This window comes from Jiella sp. M17.18, assembly GCF_041027365.1.
Taxonomy (GTDB): domain Bacteria; phylum Pseudomonadota; class Alphaproteobacteria; order Rhizobiales; family Rhizobiaceae; genus VKMB-3413.
The window spans coordinates 73,102-98,084 of sequence record NZ_JBFTEH010000010.1; the positions used below are offsets into that span (position 1 = coordinate 73,102).

Below are 24,983 nucleotides of genomic sequence, written 5' to 3' on the forward strand. Positions count from 1 at the left end.
GCAGCATAATGGTATCAAATGGTGAGCCGGTCACTTTTGTAAACGAAAGGCTCATCCATGCCCACTGTCGCCGTCTTCAACGGTTCGCTTCGCCGCGACTCGATCAACCGCAAATTCGCCGAGAGCATCGCCAAGCTCGCCGGCGACCGCCTGACCTTCCGCTTCGTCGAGATCGGCGACCTGCCGCTCTACAACGACGACCTCTGGCAGGACCCGCCGGCCTCGGTGCTGCGCATGAAGCGGGAGATCGAGGCCGCCGATGCGGTGCTGTTCGTGACGCCGGAATACAATCGCTCCTATACGCCGGCGATCAAGAACGCCATCGACTGGGGCACGCGGCCCTGGGGCAAGAACTCCTGGGAGGCCAAGCCCTCGGCGATCATCGGCGCGACGCCCGGCACGACCGGAACGGCGGCCGGCCAGAACGCGCTGAAGGGTCTGCTCACGGTGGTCGACACGGTGCTGATGGGCCAGCCCGAGGTGTACTTCACCTACAAGCCCGAACTGTTCGACGCCGAGAACAACGTCGCCGACGAGTCGACCAAGGCGTTCCTGAACCGCTGGATCGACCGCTTCGCCAAGTGGATCGAGCGGACCTCGGAGCCGAAGACGACGGCGCAGGCCGGCCCGCGCTGACGGCCGCTGCCCCCACACCCTGATCCGTTCACGATGAAGGGGCGCGCCGCGGAAGGCGCGCCCCTTCTCGGCGGCGGCGGGCCTCGAGGTTCCCGGAAGCTTCCCGTCGCACCTCCTCGTCAGGGGAAGCTGCCTGTGAATATTCGCTCGGTTGGCGTTGCCAGCTTGAGCGCGAGCCTCTGCCCGTCCGCCGCGCGGCCGATGGGGCGAGTTCGCCAGCCTCCTGCGCGAGGCGGTCCACGCGGCTTCAGCGCAGGGAATGGCGAAGCCGGAGCAGCGGCGGGGCGGCTTCGGAGGCTGGCACCTCCCGTCCCGCGGGCCGTGACCTTCCTGCCGAGCACGATGCGACGCGGAAAAAATCTCGCGCGAGGCGGAAGAATTGGAATTGGCGACGCTGCAGAACGGCCGCAGGGGTTCTATGTTCGCTACCGACCATCATATACGCCGCGCTGACGGCGCGATCTTGCGAACGCGACGCCTCTCCGGATGGCTGGGATGACGAGCCGTCGGTCGAACGACCGGCACTGCCGCCGAACGTTCGCCGAACCTGGATCGCGCGCATCGAGGCGAACGGAAAGGAAGGCCTGATGAACTCTCTCGCCGTCGATACGGAGCAGAAGCCGGACACGCAGTTCCCGATCCCGGCCGGCGTCTTCGCTGAGACCGTGACCGCCGTGAAGCACTACACCGACCGGCTGTTCTCCTTCCGGATGACGCGGCCGCAGAGCTTCCGCTTCCGCTCGGGCGAGTTCGTCATGATCGGCCTGCCGAACGCCGAGAAGCCGGTGTTCCGCGCCTATTCCATCGCCAGCCCGTCCTGGGACGAGGAGCTGGAATTCTTCTCGATCAAGGTGCCGGGCGGGCCGCTGACCGAGCACCTGCAGAAGATCCAGCCGGGCGACACCGTGCTGATGCGCAAGAAGCCGACGGGCACGCTCGTCCTCGACGCGCTGAAGCCCGGCAAGCGGCTGTTCCTGTTCTCGACCGGCACCGGCATCGCGCCCTTCGCCTCGGTCATCCGCGACCCCGAGACCTACGAGAAGTTCGAGCAGGTGATCCTCACCCAGACCTGCCGCCAGCTCGCCGAACTCGAATATGGCCGGCAGCTGGTGGAGAACACCAAGGCGGACGAGCTGATGAGCGAGTTCGTCGGCGACAAGCTGCTGTTCCATGCGAGCGCCACCCGCGAGGGCGAAACCCGCGGCCACCGCGTCACCGCGCTGATCGAGAACGGCAAGCTGTTCGAGGATCTCGGCATCGCCCCGCTCGACCCTGAGACCGACCGCGCGATGATCTGCGGCTCGATGGCGATGCTGAAGGAGGTGGAGGCGCTGCTCGACTCCCGCGGCTTCGTCGAGGGCGCCAACAGCAAGCCGGACACCTATGTCGTGGAGCGGGCCTTCGTGGATTGATTCCATGCGGTCGATGAAGCAGGAGCCGGACGGATCGGCCGAGGGCCGATCCGAACTGTCTAGCTTGTGAGGAGCGCTCGCAGACAGTGTTTGGACCCGGCGCTGCGGATGACCCTTCCGTCGGTCGCCCCGATGATTCCGCTTGTTCACGATCGGAGGCGGCCGTTGAAATCCGGCTCGCTATCCTGCACCCTCAGTCGGTGAAGATCGACGGCTTCGACTGGGATGCTGGGAACTGGCCGAAATGCGGTCGCCACGGCGCGAGCCGGGACGAGATAGAGGCCTTATTCCGGAAGGGGCCGAACGTCTATGCCGACCCTCTCCATTCCCAGAGCGAACAACGTTTGCGGGCGGTCGGGCAGACGATCTCGGGACGTTGGCTTCTCGTGGCGTTCACCTATCGAGAGAATGGCGACACGACCCTGATCCGGCCGGTCAGCGCACGCTACATGCACAAGAAGGAGGTTGCCTACTATGAGCGGCAGCAAAGCTCCGAAGAAGATGCCGGCTCTGCTGACGGATGAGGAGGCGGAGGACTTCGTCGCGAATGCGGATCTGACGGAATACGACCTTTCGGGTTTCCGGCCCATGCAATTCGAGTTTCCGAGAAGCGACGGGCGGTTGAACGTGCGACTGCCAAGGGAGCAGCTCGAAGAGCTCAAGGCGCTCGCCGTCCGGCGGGGGGTGCCCTACACCCGGCTGGTTCGGCAGTTCATCGAGCAGGGCCTGCAGTCGTCGAAAGGGTGAGCGGCAGCCTGATGTCCGCCGCATGATGCCGTGGCACGCCGTGTCTCTTGGGATGTGCGCCGCTCGCCGCGGTATCGTCCGTTGACAGACGGCTGGCGCTGCGCCACCGAACCCTCATGACCCATGCTCCCCATGCCGGCCTGAAGGTCCTCGAACTCGCCCGCATCCTCGCCGGCCCCTGGATCGGCCAGACGCTCGCCGATCTCGGTGCCGACGTCATCAAGGTCGAGAGCCCGCAAGGCGACGACACGCGCGGATGGGGCCCGCCCTTCGTCGAGCGGGACGGCGAGCGGACCGCGGCCTATTTCCACGCCTGCAACCGCGGCAAGCGGTCGATCGTCGCCGACTTCGCCAAGAAGGAGGACCGGGCGCGGGTCGTGGCGCTGGCGGCGGAAGCCGACGTCCTGATCGAGAACTTCAAGGTCGGCGGCCTGAAGAAGTTCGGTCTCGATTACGAGAGCCTCTCGGCCACCAATCCGCGGCTCGTCTATTGCTCGGTCACCGGCTTCGGCCAGGACGGGCCCTATGCCGGCCGCGCCGGCTACGACTTCATGATCCAGGGCATGGGCGGGATCATGAGCCTGACCGGCGATCCCGCCGGCGAGCCGCAGAAGATCGGCGTCGCCTTCGCCGACATCTTCACCGGGCTCTACGGCACCATCGCCGTCCAGGCCGCGCTCGCCGAGCGGGAGCGGACCGGCCGCGGCGCCCATGTCGACATGGCGCTCTACGACTGCATGGCGGGCGTGCTCGCCAACCAGGCGCTGAACTATTTCGCCACCGGCGTCGCGCCGACCCGGCTCGGCAACGCCCATCCGAACATCGTGCCCTATCAGGTGTTCCCGGCGAGCGACGGCTTCCTCATCGTCGCCTGCGGCAACGACCGGCAGTTTTCGCGCCTCGCCGAGGTGCTCGGCCTACCGGATCTCGCAAACGACACCCGCTACCGGACCAACGAGGCGCGGGTGGCGAACCGGGCGGTTCTTGTGCCGCTTCTGGAAGCGGCGACCGCGGGCTTTTCGCGCGACGATCTCCTGGCGCGGCTGGAAGTCCTCGGCGTGCCGGCCGGGCCGATCAACACCGTCGGCGAGGTCTTCGCCGATCCGCAGATCGTCCACCGCGGCATGCAGATTTCGCCCGGCGGGATGCCGGGCGTCCGCACGCCGATCGTCCTGTCGGGCGAGGCGGTCGCGAATGCCCGTCCGGCGCCGAAGCTCGGCGAGCACCAGGGCGCCTCGTTCGAGGCCGCGCGCTAGAGCGGGGCGCGTCCTCCGGGACGCAGGGGAACTGCGGCAGGGTGGCCCCCTGTGCCAGATGGCCAGCATTCGATCGCCGTTCGAGCCGATCTTCGCCGGCGGCCTGAGCCGGCTGCGGCCGTAAGCGGCATCAGGGCCGGGCGCGTCGGCAAGGGCAGTCGAAAGGTCATGGAGGCTTGCGGGCGTCAGCCTTGCGCAGGCTCCGGGCGTTAACCATCGCTTAACCGGACGTTGCCAGCCCCAAGCTCACATAGGCCATGACCAAGACGCTCACCGACACCCGCCCCATCCGCCTCAAAGGCCGGTCGTTCCTGGCGATCGTGCTTTCCCCGGAACTGCCGTTCGACAACTGGCTCGCGCGCCTCGACGATCTCGCCTCCCGCTCCACCGGCTTCTTCCTCGGCCGCCCGATCGTCCTCGACGTCGAAGGCCTCGACATCACGCAGGCGCAGCTGAAGGAACTGCTCGGCGAACTCGGCGAGCGCAGTGTCCGGATCATGGGCATCGAGGGCGCGCGGCCGTCGATCCTCGGCTTCGGCATGCCGCCCGCCATGAAGGGCGGCCGTCCCGCCGGCGACATCGAGCCGCCGGAGGAGGAGGAGGCCGCGCCCGCCGCGCCGTCGGCGGCGCCCGCTGCCGGCAAGGCCGCAAAGAAGAAGGAGGCGGCCGACGCGGTGGTGCGGGCCGAGCCGCAGACGGCCCGCAACGTCGCCTCGATCGTCATCGACGCGCCGGTGCGCTCCGGCCAGTCCGTCATCTTCCCGGAAGGCGACGTCACAGTGCTCGGCTCGGTCGCCTCCGGCGCGGAGATCGTCGCGGGCGGCTCCATCCACATCTACGGCACGCTGCGCGGCCGCGCGCTGGCCGGCTCGGTCGGCAACGCCAAGGCGCGAATCTTCTGCTCCAAGCTCGAGGCCGAGCTCCTCGCGATCGACGGCCTCTACAAGATGCCGGACGACATGGATCCGAAATTCAAGGGACAGGCCGTGCAGGTCTGGCTCGAAGGCGACACCATCAAGGCTGAAAAGCTGGCCTGAGGCGCAAAGCAGCACGGCTGGATGCAGGAGAACGAAATGGCAAAAGTGATCGTGGTGACCTCCGGCAAGGGAGGCGTCGGCAAGACCACCTCGACCGCAGCGCTCGGCGCCGCGCTGGCGCAGCGGGGCGAGAAGACGGTCGTGGTCGACTTCGATGTCGGCCTGCGCAATCTCGACCTCGTCATGGGCGCCGAGCGCCGGGTGGTCTACGACCTCATCAACGTCGTCCAGGGCGACGCCAAGCTCTCCCAGGCGCTGATCCGCGACAAGCGGCTGGAGACGCTGCATCTCCTGCCGGCCTCGCAGACGCGCGACAAGGACAACCTCACGGCCGAGGGCGTCGAGCAGGTGATGGACGAGCTCAGGAAGAGCTTCGACTGGATCGTCTGCGACAGCCCGGCCGGCATCGAGCGCGGCGCCACCCTCGCCATGCGCCATGCCGACACGGCCGTCGTCGTCACCAATCCGGAAGTCTCCTCGGTGCGCGATTCCGATCGCATCATCGGCCTCTTGGACGCCAAGACCGCGAAGGCCGAGCGTGGCGAGCGGATCGAGAAGCACCTGCTCCTCACCCGCTACGACCCCAACCGGGCCGAGCGCGGCGACATGCTGAAGGTCGAGGACGTCCTGGAGATCCTGTCGATCCCGCTGATCGGCATCATTCCGGAATCGATGGACGTGCTCAGGGCCTCGAACCTCGGCACTCCGGTCACCCTGTGCGAAGGCCAGAGCGCGCCTGCCCAGGCTTATCTGGACGCTGCCCGGCGCCTGGCCGGCGAACAGGTCCCGATGACCATTCCGGGCGAGCGGCGCGGCCTGTTCAACAAGCTCTTCGGTCGGAAGGCGGCATGACCTTGTTCAACCTGTTTCAGAAGCGCAGCTCCGCGCCCACGGCGCGCGAGAGACTGCAGGTGCTCCTCGCCCACGAACGGGCGGCGGTGGGCCATTCGGATCTCGTCGGTCTCCTGCGCGAGGAAATCCTCGCCGTCATCGCCAGGCACGTGCAGGTCGACCGGGACAAGGTCCACGTCAAGATGGATCGCGGCGAGCAGGTCTCGACCCTTGAGGTCGACATCGAGATCCCCGCGACCGCGAGTGTGCGGGCCGCCTGAGGCGCCCGCCGGAGAGGCCGGCGATTCTGCCGTCGCCGGCCGCATGTGAAGGAGAGCCGGAATGAGCAGAGCGACGCTCCTGGAGCGCCTGCAGGAACTGCAGAAGCATCCGAAGTTCGAGAAGCGCGACATCAGGACGATCGCCGCGATCCTCTCGACCGAGGCGCTGGCGAAGCACGTGGCGGTCTGCGAGGAAAGCGCCGCGCGCTGACCACCGACCATCACCGACGATGAACGGGGCTCCGCGGCGGCGACGCTGCGGAGCCCTCTTTCGTTTCCGCCGGCCGGCGACGCTTCCGAACCGTCTGCCGCGTCGCGCTGCGTCCGCGCCCGCCCGTCTCCTGCTGCGTCGCGGACCGTGTCCGCTTTGTAAGGAGATGGCCGCGCCGAACCGGTCGCCCCGGCGAGCGTTTCGCGTTAGGTGTGGGTCCGGGACACCGTTGCGCCGGCTCCCGCACAGGCGCCGGAACAGATACGTTCGGAGGAAACGCATGATCGATCTCAAACGCGCCGCCCTGGCGGGCGCCGCCGCCCTGGCGCTCCTCGCCGGGCCGGCCTTCGCCCAGTCCGGCACGTCCACGACCGGCGACGAGCCGGCCGCCGGAGCGCCCAACGCGACGAACCCCGCCGCGACGGAGACGCCGCAGCAGCCGGCGGCAGCCGACGGGGACGCGAGCGACGCGACCAGGTCCGGCGGTCCCGCGAGTTCGGCCGGGCCGGCCGAGATGTCCGGCGCAGCGTCGTCCAGCCCCGCCGCGGCCGGCTCGGACCAGCCGGCCACCGGTTCGTCGTCCTCTTCGTCGGATCAGGGACAGCCGGCCGCGGCCGCGCCGACCCCCACCGAACCGGCTGCGACGGAGACGCCGCGCAAGCCGGCGGCGGCCGGCGGCGAGGCGAGCGATGCGACGCGCTCCGGCGGCCCCGCGGGATCGGCGGGGCCTCAGGACATGTCGGACCAGCAGAAACTCGACCAGCCGCGCAACGCGGTCGGCGACAAGTTCGAGCTGCCGCATCTGACGCCGGAGAACCAGATCCGGATGATCACCGACATCTGCGGCACGCAGATGAAGAATATGGACCGGGCCGCCTGCCAGTGCCTCGCCGAGCAGTCGATGACCGCGCTGACCCCGCCGCAGCGCGACTATCTCATCGCCGCCGCCGTCGCCCCGCCGGTCGCCGCGCGGCTCGTCAAGGACAACAAGGTCGGCAAGGAAGACCAGAAGACGATCTTCGCCTTCCTGAATTCGACGTCGGATTCCTGCGTCAAGGCCGAACAGGGCGCGGCCGGCTCCGGCGGCGCGGCGGCGTCCCCGGCGCCGTCGGCTCCCGCGGCGCCCGGCAATGACGGCGCGGCTGCGCCGGATGCGCCGGCGAAATGAGACGATGACGGGACCTGCCGGGCCGAGCCTGGCCCGGCCGGCCCGCGACTGCCTCGCATGACGGTGCTGCCCCGGCGGGAACTGGTGGAATGATCGTGCCGGCCCTTCGCCGCGGCGTGCACCGCGCCGAGCGTCTCTGGGACCGGACGCGCTTTGCGGTGAAGCGGCGCGCCGGCCTGCTCGGCACGCCGACCGTCATGACCTATCGCGGCTTCGCCGCGGCAGACGGCGTCTGGCTCCGCGGCCGGGTGCTCGAGGACCAGGGCGTCGTCACCGCCCCGCATTCGGATTCGACGCTGCGCAACATCTGGCTGACGCTGAAGCGCTACGAGACCGACGAGGTCGGCGGCGCCAGCCTCTCTCCTGGCGGACCGGCGGCCGGCACGGGACCCTCTCTACCGACGAGGAAGGCTATTTCGACGCCGTGCTTCCCGTCGCGGCGGAGCTAGGCGCGGCGCCCTGGCTCGAGGTCGATCTGTCGCTCGACGCGGCGCCCGGCTACCGGCTGCAGCCGCTGGTCGCCAAGGCTCAGGCGCGCGTCGTCTCGCCGCTGGCGCGCTTCGGGATCATCTCCGACATCGACGACACGATCATCCAGACCGGCGCGACGAACTTCCTGAAGCACTGGCGGACGGTCGTCGCCAATTCCGCCCAGAGCCGCACCGCCTTTCCCGGCGTCTCCGCCTTCTATCGCGGGCTGGCCGCCGGGGCGGGCGGCCCGGAGACGAACCCGGTCTTCTACGTCTCGTCCAGCCCCTGGAACCTCTTCGACCTGTTCGAGCGGTTCATGGTGCTGCACGACATTCCGCTCGGGCCCATCCTCCTGAAGGACTTCGGGCTCGACGAGACGAAATGGCTGACGGGGGGCCACGAGGAATACAAGCTGGCGCGGATCGAGCGGGTGATGGCGGCCTTCCCGCAACTTCCCTTCGTGATGATCGGCGACAGCGGCCAGCGCGACGCGGTGATCTACGAGGTGGCCGAGCGGCGCCATCCGGGCCGGGTCCTCGCCGTCCACATCCGCGACGTGACGGGCGGCCTGCTCGCGGCGGAGGCGGAAGCGGCGCTCGCCGCGCTCGCGGAACGCGGCATTCCGGTGACCCTCGCCGAAACGCTGGCGCCCGGCGCCGCGCAGGCGCTCGCCGCAGGACTGATCGATGCGGCGGCCTATGAAGCGGTGCTGGCGGCCCTGCGGGAACGCTAGAATCGCAGCCGTTACCGGCCGACGGGCCCCGGCTGCGACGATATCGCCGCACATTCAAACGATTCGATCCGGCCGCGTCCCGCTTCGTCTCTTCCGTTTTGCAGCGCACGCAGTATGTTGCGACCGATTCCAAACTGGCACCGGACGATTGACCATGGTCGAACTCGCGCTCCCGAAGAACTCCACCCTCACCAAGGGCAAGACCTGGGACAGGCCGGCCGGGGCGAAGAACGTCCGCGAATTCAAGATCTACCGCTGGTCGCCGGACGACGACAAGAACCCGGCGATCGACACCTATTACGTCGACACCGACGATTGCGGCCCGATGGTGCTGGACGCGCTGCTCTGGATCAAGAACAAGGTCGATTCGACCCTGACGCTGCGCCGCTCCTGCCGCGAGGGGATCTGCGGCTCCTGCGCGATGAACATCGACGGCTCGAACACGCTCGCCTGCACCAAGGGCATGGACGAGATCAAGGGCGCGGTGAAGGTCTATCCGCTGCCGCACATGCCGGTGATCAAGGACCTCGTGCCCGACCTGACGCTGCCCTATGCGCAGCTGCGCTCGATCGAGCCCTGGCTGAAGACCGAGACGCCGGAGCCCGAGCACGAGTGGCGCCAGAGCCATGACGACCGCGAGAAGCTCGACGGCCTCTACGAGTGCATCCTGTGCTTCTGCTGCCAGACCTCGTGCCCGTCCTACTGGTGGAACGGCGAGCGCTATCTCGGCCCGGCGGTGCTGCTGCAGGCCTATCGCTGGCTGATCGATTCCCGCGACGAGGCGACCGGCGAGCGACTCGACAATCTCGAAGACCCGTTCAAGCTCTATCGCTGCCACACCATCATGAACTGCACCCAGGCCTGCCCGAAGGGCCTGAATCCGGCCAAGGCGATCGCCGAGATCCGCAAGATGATGGTCGAACGGCGGGTGTGAGGGCGGCCGCCGCTGCAACGTGTTCGCGGCGCTTCAGGGTTGCTGCCGGATAGGCTGCGACCCGGGCGCGCTGCGGCTCTGCCGCAACAGCTCGAGACGAAAGCACGCTTCGACACGGGTCGATCACATTCGGCCCGCATCCCGACATGTTTCGTCATCACGACAGCGTCATGACGACGCTTCGCTCCTCGACCCGCCGCCTCGGCCGATCCCCGGCCGTTCCCCTCCTGTTGGTGCTCCTGCCGGCCGCCGGCTGCGTCGGTGCGCCCGGCGCCGACGAGGCCTTCCAGAAGGTGACGGATTTCGGCCCGGCGCAGGAGTGCCTGGCGCGGGCGATGTATTTCGAATCGAACCGGTCGAGCGAGGACGGCATGCTGGCCGTCGGCACGGTGGTGATGAACCGGGTGAAGTCGGGTGAGTATCCCTCGGACGTCTGCAGCGTCGTGTCGGAGCCCGGCCAGTTCGCGCCGGGGCTGATGACCCGCGACATGGGGGCCGGCAAGGAGCTCGCCATGCGGACCGCCGAGGAGGTGCTCTCCGGCAAGCGGCATCCGGGGGTGAAGGACGCCATGTACTTCCACACCGCCGGCATGCATTTCCCCTATCGCAACATGAACTACACGGCGATCGCCGGCGGCAACGCCTTCTACGAGAAGGTGTCGCGCCGGATGAACCCGGACTTCGACTTCTCCAGCCAGGCCGACGTGCGCGCCGCGCAGGCGGCCGGAAATGCCGGCTCGGCGATCGACGCCATGCGCGACGGCAAGGCCGCAGCCCCCGCTCCGGCCGCCGTCGCCCTGACCGCTGCCCGGCCGGAAAGGGCCGCGGAGAAGAGCCCGTTCCTGGCGCTGTGGCAGAACATCACCCGCCCGCGGCAGGCGGCGGCAGCCGAGCGTGCACCGACGGCGGACGCCGGCGCCAAAGACGGCAAGGGCGGTCGCGTCGTCGCCGCGACAGCGTCGTCCGGGAATGCCGGATCGGGCGACGGTTCCGCTGGTCTTCCCGGCGTCCAGGACGGCGTGCGCGGCGCGATCGACAATTCGGCGCCCCGCAGCGCGGATTGATCGCCGCCACCTCTTTACGATTTCCCTGAGGCACCAAATTCCCGGGGGAAGCCGCACCGCCGGATTTTCGACCGGGCGATGCGGGGGTGCCGGTCGCTCGCGCGCGGGAGACGCCGGGGACGATTCGGAAGAGGGCGGGGATCAGCATGGCTTCGGACGAACGCGGCAGCGAATCCGGGCGTCCGATGCTCGGCCCGATCCTCTACGCCCGCGGCGCCACGCGCGAAGGCAACGCCGTCGCGGCGCTTCTCGTGCGTCCGGCGGGCGAGCCGCCACCGCAGCTGACGGCGGCGGGGGCGCCGGTCGAGCCACGCCGTCTCGCCGACGTCTTCGGCGCAACCCTCTGGCGCTACGACTTCGCCTTCGCGCCGGGCGAGACCGGCCGCTACACGGTCGGCGCAGACGCCTTCGACGTGCTGCCGCCGGATCGCGAGGCGCTGCGCATCGCCTATGTCTCCTGCAACGGCAAGGAACATGGCGACCTCGAGCGCGACCCGGCGGAACGCGACGCGATGTGGACGCGGCTCCGCGAGGAGCATGAGGGCGATCCCTTCGCGCTGATGCTGCAGGGCGGCGACCAGCTCTATGCCGACGACGTGCTCTCCTGCCATCCGGATGTGGAAGCTTGGGCGAAGCTGCCGCCGGACCGGCAGGGCACGGTCGCGCTGCGGCCGGAGGCGGACGAGGCGCTCCACCGCTTCTATTTCGACCACTATCTCGCGGTCTTCTCACGGACGCCCTACGCCTTCCTCGCCGCGCGCGTACCCTCGGTGATGATGTGGGACGACCACGACATCGTCGACGGCTGGGGCAGCCATCCGCCGGGCATGCTCGATTCGCCGATCGGCCAGGCGATGTTCCGGGCCTCGCGCGAGATGTTCCTGCTCTTCCAGTTGGCGGCGACCGAGGCGGACCTGCCGGCAATCTGCCTCGATCGGGGCGCGCACTCGCTCGGCGTCGCGCTGTCCTATCCCGGCCTTTCCGTGGTCGCGCCGGATCTGAGGAGCGAGCGGCGGCCCGACCGCGTGATGGCGGGGCCTGGCTGGGCGGGGTTCGAGCAGGCCGTCGCCGACGTGTCGCCCGAGGCCCGGCTGATCGTGATGTCCAGCGTGCCGGCGCTCGGCCCCCGGCTCAGCTGGGCCGAGGCGGCGCTGAGCCTCAGGCCGGGCTCCGGCGGCCTCAAGGACGATCTGCGCGATCAGTGGCAGAGCCGGGCCCACCGGAAGGAATGGCGCCGGTTCCTCAAAGTGCTTGCCGACCGCGCGGCGGTCTCCGCCAAGGGGCTCACCGTCGTTTCCGGCGAAATCCATCTGGCGACCCGCGGCGAGATGCGCCCAGCCAAGGGCCCGACGATCCACCAGCTCGTCGCCTCCGGCATCGCGCATCCGCCGCAGACGCCCGGCTATCCGCTGATGCTGAGCGTTCTCGCCCGCTTCGGCGACTGTCCGCTGGCGGGCGCCAGCATCGACCTCTTGCCGTTGCCGGGGGCGAAAGGGACCTACACCAACGAGCGCAACTACCTCGTCCTCTCGCGAACCGCCGGACGCTGGACGGCCGAGTGGGAGCTGGAAGAGACGGGGCGCTCGCCGGCCCTGGCGATCTGAGCCGAGGCATTCCGGACCGAAGGGCGTCCGGCGCGACCGCCGCAAGCCTCCGCGGCAAGGGGCCGGGCGGCCGGCGGGAAAACGACGTCGCACGTCGCAGCCCGGCCATCCCTGAGAGAAGTTTTCTCCTGCGGGCGGCGCCAGCTGGGTCGAGGCTGGAAAAAGTTCCCTCGTCGCGGAAAAACCTTCCTCACGCCCGCGTGTCATCACGCTTTGGTCAAGCTTGTCGCCGATTGAGCCGCTGCTCTTGAAACGCAACGCAGCACAGGAAGCCTAATGAAACTTCTGACGAACGTCGCCCTCGCGGCGGCTCTCTTCGCGAGTTCTCTCACGGCCGGCGTCGTGGTCGACGCACATCAAGCGGAAGCCGGAACGAGGCACACGCTGGTAGGTTCCGCCTCCTACTACGGAAGAGACTTTCACGGCCGCCGCACGGCGGATGGCGAACGCTTCAACATGAACGCCATGACCGCGGCGCACAAGACGCTGCCCTTCGGGACCAAGGTGAAGGTCACCAACGAGCGCAACGGCCGGTCGGTCGTGGTTCGCATCAACGACCGCGGGCCCTATCACGGCGGCCGGATCATCGACCTGTCGCGGGCCGCGGCCAAGCGCATCGGCATGATCAATTCCGGCACCGCAAAGGTGCGCCTCGACATCCTTTAAAGGATCGGACGAGACTGCAGGAACCCGGAAGGGTTCGGGGGAGACGCGAGGCACCCAGCCGGCGTCGCAGACGATACGAGAGGGGGAAGGGTGAGCCGGGGCTCTCCCTTCCGACATTCCAGCGGCCGCAGCCGCAGATTCTTCTTCCAGACAATCGAGCCCGTTCGCCTTCGGCAGACCTCCGCGTCGCCGGGGATAGACGCATGCGCGATCGCCGTCGCCTTCGCGCGCCGACCGGCTTTCGCGGGACGCCGACCCTCGCCGATCGGTCCAGGACGCCCCGCCTATTGCGCGTCGCCGAAGCCGTAGACCGTCATCTTTCCCGAGTGCGACAGGTAGAGCGGCGCGTCGATCGTCGCGACCAAGTGCGCGCCGAGCGCCTGCGCCTTGTCGGCGCTGAAGCCGAAGAGCAGGGTGCCGGCCGTCGCATCGCCGTCGGTCCACGGAACCTGAAGCTCGAACTGGTCGCGCGGTGCTTCGCCCGGCCCGAGATAGGCGCGGACGGGGAGCGGCTTGTCGCGCAGCGCGTAGATCATGCCGGCGGCCAGGCCGCGCCCGTCCACCACCACCCGGCGCGCCCGCGTCCTGATACCCACGGCCGTGAGATTGTCGGCCGTCTCTTCCCAGCCGGCGAGCTGGCGCATCTGATGCGCCGGACCGGCGGCGTTGCGCGGATCGTAGAAGGCGGTGCCGGCGATCATCACCAGGCTGGCCAGCCCGCAGACGACGAGGTTGCACCAGAAGAAGAAGCCCCAGCGGTGCCGGATGATCAGCGTGGTCGCCAGGATGACGCCGGCGGGATAGGCGGTGGCGCCCCAGTTGAGGTTGGCCTGGGCGAGGAAGCCCTGGACGGTGATCGCGGCGAGGATCGGCCAGGACAGGACCATCAGCAGCCGGTCGATTCCCGGCTTCTCGCTGCGCGCGCCGAGGAACAGGGCGTTCAGCATGGCGCCGAACACCACCGGACCCGCGACGCCGAACTGCGCGCCGAGGAATTCCAGGCCGCCGACGGCGTTGATGCGCGACAGGCTCCAGCCGATGTTGTCGTGCGCGGTGTGCTCGAAGGTCGCAAAGCCGTTTTCGGCGTTCCAGAGAAGGTTCGGCGCAATCAGGAGCAGGATGACCAGGAAGGCGACCAGCGCCCGCCAGTTGAAGACCGCCGGGCGGTAGCGGCGCATGCCGATCCCGGCGACGAGCGCCAGCACCGGCAGATAGATCATCGCATATTTGGCATAGAGCCCGAGGCCCGTCGCGAGCGCGAAGAGGAGGGCGGGGCCGAGGCGCGGCCGCTCCAGATAGACGAGCAGTGCCAGCAGCGCGGCCGACCAGAAGAACAGCAGAAAGACGTCGGTGGTGATCAGGAAAGAGGAGACGGCGATCCCCGGCATGATCGCGTAGAAGATGCCGGTCCAGAAGCCGGTCGCCGGGCCGTAGAGCCGGCGCGCCAGGGCGGCTAGGACGAGCGCGGTGCCGAAGTGGAAGAGCGGCGAGGCGGCGCGGATGCAGGCCGCGCCCGTCCCGCAGACGCGGGTCTCGCCGGCGATGACCCAGCCGATCAGCGGCGGCTTGGTGAAATAGCCCCAGGCGAGCTCGCGCGACCAGGCCCAGTACTGCGCCTCATCGAAGCCGAGTTCGCTCGGCGAGACGACGAGCGCGATCAGCCGCGCCAGGGTGAGGAGGCCGAGCACCGTCAGCAGCAGCGGCCAGCCTGGATCCTGATCCTGCAGCCGTTGTGCCACAGGACGATAATTTCGGAACTCGGTTGTAGCCAGTGTCATCTTTTGCCCATAAGCCCGGACTAGTCGCCGCAAATTGAGGCCTTCGCCCTGGTTCTTCAGCCCCTGGCAAAGCGACCCGGACGACGAGATGCAAGGATTGAGCGCCAGCGGACAGTGCGGCGCGATGGGCTTACGCCATGAGCATTGACATGACCACCACCCCCGGGGGAGCGTCGGCGACGAGGATCGTCCGGGCCATCCTGCGCCGGCCGGGCCGCACCCTCGTCGGATCGCTCCTGGCGATCAGCGCGGTGTTCCTGCTGTTTCCGGGGCTCGACCTGACGGTGAGCGGCGAATTTTACCTGCGCGGCAAAGGGTTCGTGCTTGCGCACGACGAAACGCTCGACCTCGTGCGCGACTTCGGCACCTATCTGACGGTCGCCGTCGTCGCGGGCAGCCTCGCCGCGCTGGCCGTGCCGCTGATCGCGCGCCGCCTGCCGGCCTTCCTGAAGCCGCATCAGGCGCTCTACCTCCTTGGCGTCTATCTCCTGGGACCCGGCCTCCTCGTCAACGGCATCTTCAAGAACGTCTTCGGAAGAGCCCGCCCGCGCGACATCTTCGCCTTCGGCGGCGACCACATCTTCACCTCGGTCTGGGCGGTGGAGGGCGGCTGCTCCGGCAACTGTTCCTTCGTCTCGGGCGAGGGGGCGGCGGCCGCGGCGCTGCTCGCGCTGGTCTTCGTCGTGCCGCGGCAGGACCGGCTGCCGATCGGCCTCGGCCTGACCGCGATCGCCGCGGCGATCTCGGCGAATCGCATCGCCTTCGGCGGGCATTTCCTGTCCGACGTCCTGCTCGCCTGGGTCATCGTCCTCTGCGTCGTCATGGCGCTGCGGCCGCTGTTCTTCGGCAAGCGCGGCGCGGCGCTGGACCGCGCCTTCGTCGCGGCCGGCGAGCGGCTCTGGCGGCGGCGGGAGAAGACCGGGCCTGCGGCGCTGCAGCGGCGCGCCCACAACGAACCGACGGAAGGAGAGGCCGGCATGGACGGCAGTCTAGGCGGGGCACCATCCGCCGATGCGCGGCACCGGCCGGAGGACGCGCTTTCGCAGCGGCAGCTCCCGGGCCGCCGCTTCGCCTGTCTCAGCGTCGTCGTGCCGGCGCGCAACGAGGCGGAGAACCTGCGCATCCTGGTGCGCGAGATCGGTGCGGCCCTCTCGGCGAGGACCTTCGAGGTGGTGGTCGTCGACGACGGCTCGACCGACGCGACCGGCGCCGTTCTGGCGGAACTGCGCGCCGAGGGACTGCCGGTCCGCCACATCCGCCACGAGCGCTCCGCCGGCCAGAGCCGGGCCGTGCGCAGCGGCATGATGGCCGCCCACGGCGACGTCGTCATCACCATCGACGGCGACGGCCAGAACGATCCGGCCTTCATCCCGGCCCTGGTGGAGGTGCTGGAGAAGGCGGGCGTGCGCGCCGGGCTCGTCGCGGGCCAGCGCGTCGGGCGCACCGACACGCGGATGAAGCGGCTGTCCTCGCGCTTCGCCAACAATCTGCGCACAGCCATCCTGAAGGACGCGACGCGCGACACCGGCTGCGGCCTGAAGGCCATGCCGACCGACCTCTTCCGCACGCTGCCCTTTTTCGACGGCTGGCACCGCTATCTGCCGGCCCTGGTCCTGCGCGAGGGATACGACGTCCTGCATCTGGACGTGAAGGATCGCGAGCGGCGCTTCGGCCGCTCCAATTACGGCATTCTCGATCGCGGGATGCGCGGGGTGCTCGACCTCTTCGGCGTATGGTGGCTCATGCGCCGGGGACGGCGAAGCCCCGGCCGGGTCGAGGAGCACAGCCTGGAGAGCGAACAGTGAACGCACTTCTGACCTTCCTCAATCATGTCTTCATCGAACGGCTGGACCTCTGGGTCCTGCTCGGTTTCGTCGCCCAGGCGATGTTCACCGGCCGCTTCCTGGTGCAGTGGATCGCCTCGGAGCGCGCCAAGCGCTCGGTCGTGCCGGTGGCCTTCTGGACCTTCTCGCTCGCCGGCGGCGCGCTGCTCCTGGTTTATGCGCTGCACCGCAAGGACCCGGTCTTCATCCTCGGCCAGGCGGCCGGCCTGTTCATCTACGCCCGCAACCTCTTCCTGATCGCGGGGGAGAAGAAGCGAAATTTGGCCGCGACCGCTGCGATGGACCTTCCGGCGACCGCGCAGCGGTGACGGCTTCCCGCCCGCGCGGGAGCGACCCGGGCGTCGAATGACGCCCGCCGCCCGGAAAAACCCGCCGATTTCGGCGGTCCTATTCGGAAATCCGTCGTCCGATGGTTGCCAATAGGGCCCGGGGCTGCAGATCGCCCCTGCGAAGCGAGCCCGAACTTTCGAGACGATCGTCCGCCTGGCCGGGCGGACCAGGCTGAACAAGGAACGCGTAATGCATTCGAGACCGACCTTCATGAAGAGCATCGCCGCCGCGGCGGCCCTCGCACTCGGCCTTGCGGCCGCGCCGGCGCTCGCCGCGCAATGCGGCAACTCGGCCGCCGGCTTCGACCAGTGGAAGCAGCAGATGGCGCAGGAGGCCGCGCGCGCGGGCATTTCCCAGCGCACGATCCAGTCGGCGCTGATGCCGACCCACTATTCCAGCCGGGTGATCAGCCTCGATCGCAACCAGCACTCCATGAACCTGTCGCTCGACGCCTTCATGGCGCGGCGTGCCCCGGCCTCCTTCGTCACCAAGGGCAAGCGGATCATCGCGCAGAACCGCCGCCTGCTCGATTCGATCGAGCAGCGCTACGGCGTGCAGAAGGAGATCCTCGTCGCGATCTGGGGCATGGAGACCGGCTTCGGCGCCAATTCCGGCAACATGCCCGCCTTCGATTCGCTGGCGACGCTCGCCTATGACTGCCGCCGCTCGGACTTCTTCACCGAGGAGCTTCTCGCGGCGCTCGCCGTCGTCGACCGCGGCGACATGCGGGCCGACCAGATGCGAGGCGCCTGGGCCGGCGAGATCGGCCAGACGCAGTTCATGGCCAAGAACTACCTGCGCTTCGCCGTCGACGGCGACGGCGACGGCCGCCGCGACCTGATCCATTCCAAGGCCGACGTCCTGGCTTCCACCGCGAACTATCTGCGTCAGCACGGCTGGCGGCCCGGCGCCGGCTACATGCCGGGCGAGCCGAACTTCTCGGTGCTGAAGGATTGGAACAAGGCCGGCGTCTACCAGAAGGCGCTGGCGCTCTTCGCGAGCAAGCTCGCGCACTAAGGGCTGAGGGGCGGAGGCCATATCCGGCGGCCGCCCGCCTCCTCTTCGAGATGTTCGACGCCCCGGCCCTCTGGCCGGGGCGTCGTCGTTTCGGCGCCTATTCCGCGTCGAGTTCGCGATAGTGGCGGAAGATGCCGTCCTCGTTGAACGCCATTCGGCGGTCGCTGGCGAGATAGGCGGCGACCGGCCCGTGCCGCGAGACCTGCTCCACCAGCGCGCGGATCTTCGGATAGTCGCCGGCGATGTTCCCCATGCGCTTCGGGAAGGCGTATTCGAGCCCGAGCCAGGTCTGGAACAGGCCGAGATCGGCATAGGTCAGGCGGTCGCCGACCAGGAAGTCCGGCTCCTCGGGATTGCTCGTCAGCAGGCGCTCGTACCAGCCCAGGAATTTCGGGATGCGCTCGTTGCGGAACCCCTCCGCATAGCGCTTCGCCTCCGGCTTCTGATCTTCGTAGTAGAGGCCGCTGCCGAGCGGGTGGTGGACGTCGTGCACCTCCTTGACGAGGTCGGCGGTGGTGAAGGCGATCGAGCGGGCGAACTGCCGGTCGGCCTCCATCAGCGGCGCCAGCCCATGCTTCTCGCCGACATAGGCAGCGATTTCCGCGGCCTGCGAGACGATGATGTCGCCGTCGACGAGGAAGGGCGGGGCGAAGGGGGCGAGGTGGCCGCGCTCGCCGGAGAGGAAGGCCTTCATCGCCTTCATGCCGCCGCCCTCGCTTTCCGGGAGCCGGGCGACGTCGCGATAATGCGCCTCCGCCGCTTCGAGGACCAGGCGGGGATATTCGCCGCGGCCGGGGATCATCGGCCAGTAATAGAGGTCGTAGTTCATGCGTGTCTCCGTGGGCTTCGTGAAGGGGAAGAATGTGCCGCGGCGCAGCGCGATCCAGGGCCGCCCGTCCGATCCGCGGTCGCCGAACCGGGTCCGCGCCCGCGAAGCGAGATTTTCCCCGCTATTCACATGGGATCCGATCCCCGATCTGCCGCTGGGAGAGAAGCGGCGCCAAGCCCGGCCTACAGGTCCGTCGGCGCGGACGCGACTTGGACTTTGACGTAAGATGCCGTTCGGGCATGCTGCGCCGCAGGAATGGGCATGCCCGGAAAAAGATCAGCCTCCCTCTGGACAGAGCGTTGCTGTTAAAGACACATGCACGCTGGGTTGCGCCGGTCGGCGCGCCGTCCTGATCCGCGGGAGTCCTGACAATGACGTTTTCGTTCAAGACCTTCACCGGCGCGCTGGCGCTGTCGACGCTGCTCGGCCTCGGCGCCGTGCAGGCCAAGACCCTCGTCGTCTACAACGCTGGCGACGTCACCTCGCTCGATCCGCAGAAGGTGTCCGGCACCTGGGAAGACCGGGTGGAGGGCGACATTTTCGAGGGGCTGATGACGGAGGACGCGGCGGCCAAGCCCGTGCTCGGCATCGCCAAGAGCTACGACGTCTCCGACGACGGCCTCACCTACACCTTCCACCTGCGCGACGATGCCAAGTGGTCGGACGGCGTGCCGGTGACGGCGGGCGATTTCGTCTACGCCTTCCGGCGGCTGATGGACCCGAAGACGGCGGCCGAATACGCCTACATCCAGTACCCGATCAAGAATGCCGAGGCGATCAACAAGGGCAAGATCAAGGACTTCTCGCAGCTCGGCGTCACCGCGCCGGACGACAAGACGGTGAAGATCACGCTCGAGCACCCGACGCCCTATTTCCTCGGCCTGCTCACCCACTACACCGCCTATCCGCTGCCGAAGCACCTCATCGACAAGGTCGGCGACGACTGGGTGAAGATCGACAACATCGTCACCGACGGACCGTACAAGCCGGTCGAGTGGGTGCCGGGCAGCCATGTGCTGACCGCCAAGAACGACCAGTGGTACGACGTCAAGGATCTGAAGATCGACGGCGTGCGCTTCCTCTCGATGGAGGACGTCTCGGCCGGCTTCCGCCGCTATCAGGCCGGCGAGATCGACTGGATGGCCGACTATCCGCACGACCAGTTCGCCTACATCCAGAAGAATATGCCGGGGCAGGGGCATTTCACCCCCTATGCCGGCCTCTACTACTACGTGTTCAACACGACCAAGCCGCCCTTCGACAATGCGAAGGTGCGCCAGGCCCTTTCCATGGCGGTCTATCGCGAGGTCATCGGTCCGAAGGTGCTCTCCAGCGGCGAGCCGGCCGCCTTCGGCTGGGTGCCGCCGGGCATGAACAACTATCCGGACAAGGGCGCGGAGCTGTCCTGGGCGAAGGAGCCCTATCCGCAGCGCGTCGAGGAGGCGAAGAAGCTCCTGAAGGAGGCCGGCTACGGCCCGGATCATCCGCTGAACGTCACGCTGCGCTACAACACCTCGGACAACCACAAGCGCATCGCCGTCGCGATCGCCGCCATGTGGAAGCCGCTCGGCGTCAATGTCGAGCTGATGAATTCCGAGGTGAAGGTGCACTACGCGGCGCTCAGGGAAGGCGACTTCCAGGTCGCCCGCGCCGCCTGGATCGCCGACTTCAACGACCCGGTGAACTTCCTCGACCTCCTGAAGACCGGCGTCGAGATGAACTACGGCCGCTGGTCGAACCAGAAGTACGACGCGCTGCTCGACAAGGCGTCGACCATGCTCGACCTGAAGGCGCGCGCGGATGTGCTGAAGCAGGCGGAGGGCATCGCGCTCGAGGACGACGCGGCCCTGCCGATCTACTACTACCTCACCTCGGACGTCGTCTCGCCGAAGCTGCACGGCTTCGTCGACAACGTCTTCGACAAGCACCGCACGCGCTACATGTCGCTGTCGGACTGATCCATCCGGCGGCGGGGAGCATCGCTCTTTTCGCCGCGCACCGGGACCGTCTGCGGGCGGGGCGCTTGGCCGCCCGCAGACGCATCCGCATTGCAACGGGGCCACAAAACGAGCCCCGGGCATCAACAGAAGCCGACCTGACATGCTGATCTTCGTCCTGAAGCGGCTGGCCTCGACGATCCCGGTCATCCTGATCGCGATCACCGCCTGCTTCTTCATCCTGCGGCTCGCTCCCGGCGGCCCGTTCGATCAGGAACGCGCATTGCCGCCCGAGGTGATGGCGAACCTGCGCGCCTACTACCATCTCAACGATCCGCTGGTGGTGCAGTACCTGCGCTATCTCGGCCGGCTGATCCATCTCGACCTCGGGCCGTCCTTCGTGACCAAGGACTTCACCGTCGGCCAGCAGATCGCCATCGGCCTGCCCTATACGCTGATCCTCGGCGGCTCGGCGTTCCTGGTCGCCGTCGTCCTCGGCACCGCCGCCGGCATCTACGGCGCGCTCTACCAGAACCGCTCGATGGACTACCTGATCGCCGCCGTCGCGATGGCCGGGCTGGTGGTGCCGAACTTCCTCGTCGCGCCGATCCTGCAGCTGGTCTTCGGCGTCCATCTCGCCTGGCTGCCGGTCGGGGGCTGGGGCGACGGCTCGATCCGCTTCCTGCTGATGCCGGTGATCGTGCTCGCCCTGCCGCACATCGCGCGCATCTCGCGGCTGATGCGCGGCTCGCTGATCGAGACGTTGAACGCCAACTTCATCAAGACGGCGCGCGCCAAGGGCATCGGCGGGCGGCGCGTCATCCTCGGCCACGCGCTGCGCCCGGCGCTGACCCCGGTCGTGTCCTATCTCGGACCCGCCGCCGGCTATCTCCTCACCGGCTCGATCGTGGTGGAGCAGATCTTCGGGATCCCCGGCATCGGCCGCTACTTCGTCAACGCCGCCCTCAACCGGGACTACGGCATGGTGCTCGGCACGGTGATCTTCTACATGGCGCTGATCGTGCTCCTGAACCTGATCGTCGATCTCGCCTATGCCTGGCTCGACCCGAAGGTGCGGCGCCGATGACCCTATACGCCGACAAGCGACAGGCGCTCGAAGACGCCTTCATCGACCGCGAGGAGGAGGCCGGCCTGCCGCGTGGCAAGCCGCGCTCGCTGACCCGCGACGCGATCCGCCGCTTCCGCTCCAACAAGGCCGCGATGGCGGCGCTCGTCGTCCTCGTCTTCATCGTGCTGGCCGCGATCTTCGGGCCGTACCTCATCCCCTTCGACTACGAGACGCCGGACTGGTCGGCCTTCACCGCGCCGCCCTCGCTTGCCTCCGGCCACTATTTCGGCACCGACCAGAACGGCCGCGACCTCCTCGCGCGCTGCTTCTACGGCACGCGCGTCTCGCTGCTCGTCGCGATCATCGCGACGACGGTCTCGGTCTGCGTCGGCGTTCTCTACGGCGCGGTTTCGGGCTTTGCCGGCGGCGTCGTCGATTCCGCGATGATGCGCTTCGTCGATGTGATGTACGCGCTGCCCTACATCCTGTTCGTCATCCTTCTGATGGTGATGTTCGGCCGCGACGTCTTCCTGCTCTTCGCCGCGATCGGGCTCCTCGAATGGCTGACCATGGCGCGCATCGTGCGCGGCCAGACGCTGTCCCTGAAGGAGAAGGAGTTCGTGGAAGCCGCGCGCGCCGCCGGCGTCTCCAGCTTCCCGATCATCCTCAGGCACATCGTGCCGAACCTGGTCGGCCCGGTGGTGATCTATGCGACGCTGACCATCCCGGAGATCGTCATCACCGAGAGCTTCCTGTCCTATCTCGGCTTCGGCGTGCAGGAGCCGCTGACCTCGCTCGGCACGCTGATCTCCGAGGGCACCAAGGCGATCGGCGCGTCTGACTGGCTGCTGCTCTTCCCCGGCGCAATCCTCGTCACGCTGCTCCTGTCCTTCGCCTTCGTCGGCGACGGCCTGCGCGACGCCTTCGACCCGAAGGACCGGTGATGGCCATGTCCGACACGCAAGACACGCAGCCGCTCCTCCAGCTCGCCGACTACCGCATCGCCTTCGCCACCCCGGACGGCGCGGTGCAGGCCGTCAACGGCCTCGACGTCGCCGTGCGGCCGGGGGAGACGCTGGCCGTCGTCGGCGAATCCGGCTCCGGCAAGAGCCAGACCTTCAACGGCGTCTTCGGCCTCCTCGCCGGCAATGCGAAGACGTCCGGCCAGGCGCTGTTCGAGGGCCGCGATCTCCTGGCGATGTCGCCGCGCCAGCTCGACGCCGTGCGCGGCGCCGACATGGCCATGGTCTTCCAGGACCCGATGACCGCGCTCAACCCGGCGATGAAGATCAAGCGGCAGCTGTCCGAGACGCTGACCATCCATCGCGGCATGAAGCGCCGCGACGCGGAGGCCGAGGCGCTGAAGATGCTGAAGGCGGTCGGCATCCCCGAGGCCGAGCGGCGCATCGAGCAGTATCCGCACGAGCTCTCCGGCGGCATGCGCCAGCGCGTCGTCATCGCTATGGCGCTGCTATGCCGGCCGAAGCTGATCGTCGCCGACGAGCCGACGACCGCGCTGGACGTCACCATCCAGGCGCAGATCCTCGACCTCTTCCGCGAACTGACGGCGGATCTCGGCACGGCGCTGGTGATGATCACCCATGATCTCGGCGTCGTCGCCGGCATCGCCGACCGGGTGGTCGTCATGTATGCGGGCCGGGTGGTCGAGGAGGCGCCGGTGGAGGCGCTCTTCGCGCGGCCGGCGATGCCCTATACCGCCGCGCTGATCCGCTCGATCCCGCGGCCTGACCGCGAGGTCGAGGCGGTGGAGCCGATTCCGGGTCGCCCGCCCAACCTCATCCACCCGCCGTCCGGCTGCCCGTTCCACCCGCGCTGCCGCTTTGCCGAGGACAAGTGCCGGCGCGAGCGCCCGCCGCTCGGCGAGGTCGCGCCCGGCCGGCTCGCGGCCTGCTGGTTCCCCTTCGCCGACGCGAAGGCCGGGACGCGGGCGGACGCTGCGAAGGAGGCCGCCCATGGCTGAGCCGCTTCTGAAGGTCGAGCATCTGTCGACCGTCTTCTCGCTGCGCGGCAAGACGCCCTTCGCGCGGCCGGTGCATCTGACCGCCGTCAACGACGTCTCCTTCACGCTGGAGGCGGGCGAGACGCTCGGCATCGTCGGGGAATCCGGCTGCGGCAAGTCGACCCTCGGCCGTTCCATCCTGCGGCTGATCGAGCCGACGGACGGCAAGATCGTCTGGCAGGGGCGCTCGCTGACCGATCTCTCCGACGCCGACATGCGCAAGGCGCGGCGGGACCTCTCGATCATCTTCCAAGACCCGATCGCCTCGCTCGACCCGCGCATGACGGTCGGCCAGATCATCGCCGAGCCGCTGAAGGTCGCCGAGCCCTCGCTCGGCCGGGCGGCGCGGCGCGAACGGGTCGAGAAGGTGATGGAGGAGGTCGGTCTCGCCCCGGAGATGGCGAACCGCTACCCGCACGAATTCTCCGGCGGCCAGGCCCAGCGCATCGGCATCGCCCGGGCGATCGTGACCGAGCCGAAGCTGATCGTCTGCGACGAGCCGGTCTCCGCGCTCGACGTCTCGATCCAGGCGCAGATCGTCAACCTCCTGAAGGCGCTGAAGGAGCGGATGGGGCTGACGCTGATCTTCATCAGCCACGATCTCTCCGTCGTGCGCCTCGTCTCCGACCGGATCCTCGTCCTCTATCTCGGCCGGGTCGTCGAGATCGGGCCGCGCCGCGACGTCTTCCGGCGCCCCGGCCATCCCTATACGAAGGCGCTGCTCTCCGCCGCGCCGATTCCCGATCCGGAAGTCGCTCGGACGCGCGAGCGCACGGTGCTCGAGGGCGATCCGCCGTCGCCGATCAACCCGCCCTCCGGCTGCGCCTTCCGCACCCGCTGCCCGATCGCCCAGGACGTCTGCGCCAGCGAGCCGCCGCCGCTGATCCCGGTCGGCGAAGGGCACCGCGCCGCCTGCCTGTTCGCCGAGGACGTCGTGCGGACCGGCGAGCCATGAGGCGCGGGAAGCGTCCGCCTCCCGTATGATCTTCAAACGTTAAGGTCAGGCGGCCTTGCAACCTGCGTGAGAAATAATTTAGACAAGATCAACTCATTGGTAATCCTCGAAAGGCATGAATGGCGGCCGCAACCCGCTCATTCTGATTGGTCA

Annotated in this window: 26 protein-coding genes and 1 pseudogene; 25 read left to right on the forward strand and 2 right to left on the reverse strand. The window is 68.4% G+C overall.

Features of this window, described 5'->3' with window-relative positions; all coding sequences use genetic code 11:
• Positions 1-57 precede the first annotated feature (57 nt).
• From AB5S17_RS17710 to AB5S17_RS17785, 16 genes are all read left to right on the forward strand, one after another.
• Positions 58-636: an NADPH-dependent FMN reductase gene (locus AB5S17_RS17710; protein WP_369241804.1), complete on the forward strand. Its 579-nt coding sequence runs from the start codon at positions 58-60 to the stop codon at positions 634-636.
• Between the two features lie 587 nt (positions 637-1,223).
• Positions 1,224-2,048: a ferredoxin--NADP reductase gene (locus AB5S17_RS17715; protein ID WP_369241806.1), complete on the forward strand. Its 825-nt coding sequence runs from the start codon at positions 1,224-1,226 to the stop codon at positions 2,046-2,048.
• 200 nt (positions 2,049-2,248) lie between these two features.
• Entirely contained in the window at positions 2,249-2,572 is a 324-nt protein-coding gene (locus AB5S17_RS17720) for a BrnT family toxin (protein WP_369241808.1), read from the forward strand.
• Positions 2,550-2,795 carry a CopG family antitoxin gene (locus AB5S17_RS17725; RefSeq protein ID WP_369241810.1) on the forward strand — a complete coding sequence of 82 codons (246 nt, stop codon included), beginning with the start codon at positions 2,550-2,552 and terminating at the stop codon, positions 2,793-2,795. The genes AB5S17_RS17720 and AB5S17_RS17725 overlap by 23 nt, the downstream gene beginning before the upstream one ends.
• Positions 2,796-2,911: 116 nt before the next feature.
• On the forward strand, positions 2,912-4,051 hold the full coding sequence (locus AB5S17_RS17730) for a CaiB/BaiF CoA transferase family protein (protein ID WP_369241812.1): 1,140 nt from the start codon (positions 2,912-2,914) through the stop codon (positions 4,049-4,051).
• A gap of 257 nt (positions 4,052-4,308) precedes the next feature.
• On the forward strand, positions 4,309-5,088 hold the full coding sequence (minC, locus tag AB5S17_RS17735) for a septum site-determining protein MinC (protein WP_369241814.1): 780 nt from the start codon (positions 4,309-4,311) through the stop codon (positions 5,086-5,088).
• Between the two features lie 36 nt (positions 5,089-5,124).
• Positions 5,125-5,940: a septum site-determining protein MinD gene (gene minD / locus AB5S17_RS17740; RefSeq protein WP_369241816.1), complete on the forward strand. Its 816-nt coding sequence runs from the start codon at positions 5,125-5,127 to the stop codon at positions 5,938-5,940.
• Entirely contained in the window at positions 5,937-6,200 is a 264-nt protein-coding gene (gene minE / locus AB5S17_RS17745; protein ID WP_369241818.1) for a cell division topological specificity factor MinE, read from the forward strand. Before minD ends, minE begins: the two co-directional genes overlap by 4 nt.
• A gap of 61 nt (positions 6,201-6,261) precedes the next feature.
• Positions 6,262-6,411, forward strand: coding sequence for a hypothetical protein (locus tag AB5S17_RS17750; protein ID WP_369241820.1), 150 nt, complete (start codon positions 6,262-6,264; stop codon positions 6,409-6,411).
• Positions 6,412-6,691: 280 nt separating this feature from the next.
• Positions 6,692-7,579, forward strand: coding sequence for a hypothetical protein (locus AB5S17_RS17755; RefSeq protein ID WP_369241822.1), 888 nt, complete (start codon positions 6,692-6,694; stop codon positions 7,577-7,579).
• Positions 7,580-7,668: 89 nt separating this feature from the next.
• The gene (locus AB5S17_RS17760) at positions 7,669-8,028 is read left to right on the forward strand and encodes a hypothetical protein (RefSeq protein WP_369241824.1); all 360 of its coding nucleotides are present in this window, start codon (positions 7,669-7,671) and stop codon (positions 8,026-8,028) included.
• Positions 8,004-8,783, forward strand: coding sequence for a phosphatase domain-containing protein (locus tag AB5S17_RS17765; RefSeq protein ID WP_369241826.1), 780 nt, complete (start codon positions 8,004-8,006; stop codon positions 8,781-8,783). The genes AB5S17_RS17760 and AB5S17_RS17765 overlap by 25 nt, the downstream gene beginning before the upstream one ends.
• A 154-nt stretch (positions 8,784-8,937) precedes the next feature.
• Positions 8,938-9,717 carry a succinate dehydrogenase iron-sulfur subunit gene (locus AB5S17_RS17770; RefSeq protein WP_369241828.1) on the forward strand — a complete coding sequence of 260 codons (780 nt, stop codon included), beginning with the start codon at positions 8,938-8,940 and terminating at the stop codon, positions 9,715-9,717.
• Between the two features lie 170 nt (positions 9,718-9,887).
• Positions 9,888-10,781 (forward strand): cell wall hydrolase, encoded by an 894-nt coding sequence (locus AB5S17_RS17775; protein ID WP_369241830.1) that lies wholly within the window; start codon positions 9,888-9,890, stop codon positions 10,779-10,781.
• Positions 10,782-10,927: 146 nt separating this feature from the next.
• Complete coding sequence (locus AB5S17_RS17780; RefSeq protein WP_369241832.1) at positions 10,928-12,385, forward strand: alkaline phosphatase D family protein; 1,458 nt, start codon at positions 10,928-10,930, stop codon at positions 12,383-12,385.
• 276 nt (positions 12,386-12,661) lie between these two features.
• Positions 12,662-13,051 carry a septal ring lytic transglycosylase RlpA family protein gene (locus AB5S17_RS17785; RefSeq protein ID WP_369241834.1) on the forward strand — a complete coding sequence of 130 codons (390 nt, stop codon included), beginning with the start codon at positions 12,662-12,664 and terminating at the stop codon, positions 13,049-13,051.
• Positions 13,052-13,335: 284 nt separating this feature from the next.
• Here AB5S17_RS17785 and AB5S17_RS17790 read toward each other — a convergent pair whose 3' ends face one another.
• On the reverse strand, positions 13,336-14,790 hold the full coding sequence (locus AB5S17_RS17790; RefSeq protein WP_369241836.1) for an ArnT family glycosyltransferase: 1,455 nt from the start codon (positions 14,788-14,790) through the stop codon (positions 13,336-13,338).
• A gap of 188 nt (positions 14,791-14,978) precedes the next feature.
• On the opposite strand from AB5S17_RS17790, the pseudogene AB5S17_RS17795 reads away from it, so the two are divergent.
• The 4 genes and pseudogenes from AB5S17_RS17795 to AB5S17_RS17810 all read left to right on the forward strand — a co-directional run.
• Positions 14,979-15,650 (forward strand): annotated as a pseudogene (locus tag AB5S17_RS17795) (phosphatase PAP2 family protein); the annotation flags it as partial.
• Between the two features lie 267 nt (positions 15,651-15,917).
• On the forward strand, positions 15,918-16,634 hold the full coding sequence (locus tag AB5S17_RS17800; RefSeq protein ID WP_369242030.1) for a glycosyltransferase family 2 protein: 717 nt from the start codon (positions 15,918-15,920) through the stop codon (positions 16,632-16,634).
• Complete coding sequence (locus AB5S17_RS17805) at positions 16,631-16,981, forward strand: lipid-A-disaccharide synthase N-terminal domain-containing protein (protein WP_369241838.1); 351 nt, start codon at positions 16,631-16,633, stop codon at positions 16,979-16,981. Before AB5S17_RS17800 ends, AB5S17_RS17805 begins: the two co-directional genes overlap by 4 nt.
• Before the next feature lie 211 nt (positions 16,982-17,192).
• A complete protein-coding gene (locus AB5S17_RS17810; protein WP_369241840.1) occupies positions 17,193-18,020 on the forward strand; it encodes a lytic transglycosylase domain-containing protein in 828 nt (275 codons plus the stop codon).
• Positions 18,021-18,117: 97 nt separating this feature from the next.
• Here the strand turns inward: AB5S17_RS17810 and AB5S17_RS17815 are convergent, their stop codons facing one another.
• Complete coding sequence (locus AB5S17_RS17815) at positions 18,118-18,849, reverse strand: glutathione S-transferase (protein WP_369241842.1); 732 nt, start codon at positions 18,847-18,849, stop codon at positions 18,118-18,120.
• Positions 18,850-19,220: 371 nt separating this feature from the next.
• Here AB5S17_RS17815 and AB5S17_RS17820 point away from each other — a divergent pair, with 371 nt between their 5' ends.
• The 5 genes from AB5S17_RS17820 to AB5S17_RS17840 all read left to right on the forward strand — a co-directional run bounded on the left by AB5S17_RS17820 (position 19,221) and on the right by AB5S17_RS17840 (position 24,830).
• Positions 19,221-20,807, forward strand: a complete 1,587-nt coding sequence (locus AB5S17_RS17820; protein WP_369241844.1) for a peptide ABC transporter substrate-binding protein — start codon at positions 19,221-19,223, stop codon at positions 20,805-20,807.
• A 142-nt stretch (positions 20,808-20,949) separates the two neighbouring features.
• Positions 20,950-21,873 (forward strand): oligopeptide ABC transporter permease OppB, encoded by a 924-nt coding sequence (gene oppB, locus AB5S17_RS17825; protein ID WP_369241846.1) that lies wholly within the window; start codon positions 20,950-20,952, stop codon positions 21,871-21,873.
• Complete coding sequence (locus tag AB5S17_RS17830; protein WP_369241848.1) at positions 21,870-22,799, forward strand: ABC transporter permease; 930 nt, start codon at positions 21,870-21,872, stop codon at positions 22,797-22,799. The genes oppB and AB5S17_RS17830 overlap by 4 nt, the downstream gene beginning before the upstream one ends.
• Positions 22,800-22,804: 5 nt before the next feature.
• Positions 22,805-23,836 (forward strand): ABC transporter ATP-binding protein, encoded by a 1,032-nt coding sequence (locus AB5S17_RS17835; RefSeq protein ID WP_369241850.1) that lies wholly within the window; start codon positions 22,805-22,807, stop codon positions 23,834-23,836.
• Positions 23,829-24,830, forward strand: a complete 1,002-nt coding sequence (locus AB5S17_RS17840; RefSeq protein WP_369241852.1) for an ABC transporter ATP-binding protein — start codon at positions 23,829-23,831, stop codon at positions 24,828-24,830. Before AB5S17_RS17835 ends, AB5S17_RS17840 begins: the two co-directional genes overlap by 8 nt.
• The last annotated feature ends 153 nt before the right edge of the window (positions 24,831-24,983 follow it).

Excerpts from the sequence above, each read along its gene's own strand:
- AB5S17_RS17760 (WP_369241824.1), top strand. The coding sequence starts at position 7,669 with ATGATCGTGCCGGCCCTTCGCCGCGGCGTGCACCGCGCCGAGCGTCTC.
- AB5S17_RS17750 (WP_369241820.1), top strand. The coding sequence starts at position 6,262 with ATGAGCAGAGCGACGCTCCTGGAGCGCCTGCAGGAACTGCAGAAGCAT.
- AB5S17_RS17835 (WP_369241850.1), top strand. The coding sequence starts at position 22,805 with ATGTCCGACACGCAAGACACGCAGCCGCTCCTCCAGCTCGCCGACTAC.
- AB5S17_RS17775 (WP_369241830.1), top strand. The coding sequence starts at position 9,888 with ATGACGACGCTTCGCTCCTCGACCCGCCGCCTCGGCCGATCCCCGGCC.
- AB5S17_RS17770 (WP_369241828.1), top strand. The coding sequence starts at position 8,938 with ATGGTCGAACTCGCGCTCCCGAAGAACTCCACCCTCACCAAGGGCAAG.
- AB5S17_RS17725 (WP_369241810.1), top strand. The coding sequence starts at position 2,550 with ATGCCGGCTCTGCTGACGGATGAGGAGGCGGAGGACTTCGTCGCGAAT.
- AB5S17_RS17710 (WP_369241804.1), top strand. The coding sequence starts at position 58 with ATGCCCACTGTCGCCGTCTTCAACGGTTCGCTTCGCCGCGACTCGATC.
- AB5S17_RS17830 (WP_369241848.1), top strand. The coding sequence starts at position 21,870 with ATGACCCTATACGCCGACAAGCGACAGGCGCTCGAAGACGCCTTCATC.
- AB5S17_RS17780 (WP_369241832.1), top strand. The coding sequence starts at position 10,928 with ATGGCTTCGGACGAACGCGGCAGCGAATCCGGGCGTCCGATGCTCGGC.
- AB5S17_RS17840 (WP_369241852.1), top strand. The coding sequence starts at position 23,829 with ATGGCTGAGCCGCTTCTGAAGGTCGAGCATCTGTCGACCGTCTTCTCG.
- minE (WP_369241818.1), top strand. The coding sequence starts at position 5,937 with ATGACCTTGTTCAACCTGTTTCAGAAGCGCAGCTCCGCGCCCACGGCG.
- AB5S17_RS17730 (WP_369241812.1), top strand. The coding sequence starts at position 2,912 with ATGACCCATGCTCCCCATGCCGGCCTGAAGGTCCTCGAACTCGCCCGC.
- AB5S17_RS17815 (WP_369241842.1), bottom strand. The coding sequence starts at position 18,849 with ATGAACTACGACCTCTATTACTGGCCGATGATCCCCGGCCGCGGCGAA.
- minC (WP_369241814.1), top strand. The coding sequence starts at position 4,309 with ATGACCAAGACGCTCACCGACACCCGCCCCATCCGCCTCAAAGGCCGG.
- AB5S17_RS17715 (WP_369241806.1), top strand. The coding sequence starts at position 1,224 with ATGAACTCTCTCGCCGTCGATACGGAGCAGAAGCCGGACACGCAGTTC.
- AB5S17_RS17785 (WP_369241834.1), top strand. The coding sequence starts at position 12,662 with ATGAAACTTCTGACGAACGTCGCCCTCGCGGCGGCTCTCTTCGCGAGT.
- AB5S17_RS17820 (WP_369241844.1), top strand. The coding sequence starts at position 19,221 with ATGACGTTTTCGTTCAAGACCTTCACCGGCGCGCTGGCGCTGTCGACG.
- minD (WP_369241816.1), top strand. The coding sequence starts at position 5,125 with ATGGCAAAAGTGATCGTGGTGACCTCCGGCAAGGGAGGCGTCGGCAAG.
- oppB (WP_369241846.1), top strand. The coding sequence starts at position 20,950 with ATGCTGATCTTCGTCCTGAAGCGGCTGGCCTCGACGATCCCGGTCATC.
- AB5S17_RS17755 (WP_369241822.1), top strand. The coding sequence starts at position 6,692 with ATGATCGATCTCAAACGCGCCGCCCTGGCGGGCGCCGCCGCCCTGGCG.
- AB5S17_RS17810 (WP_369241840.1), top strand. The coding sequence starts at position 17,193 with ATGCATTCGAGACCGACCTTCATGAAGAGCATCGCCGCCGCGGCGGCC.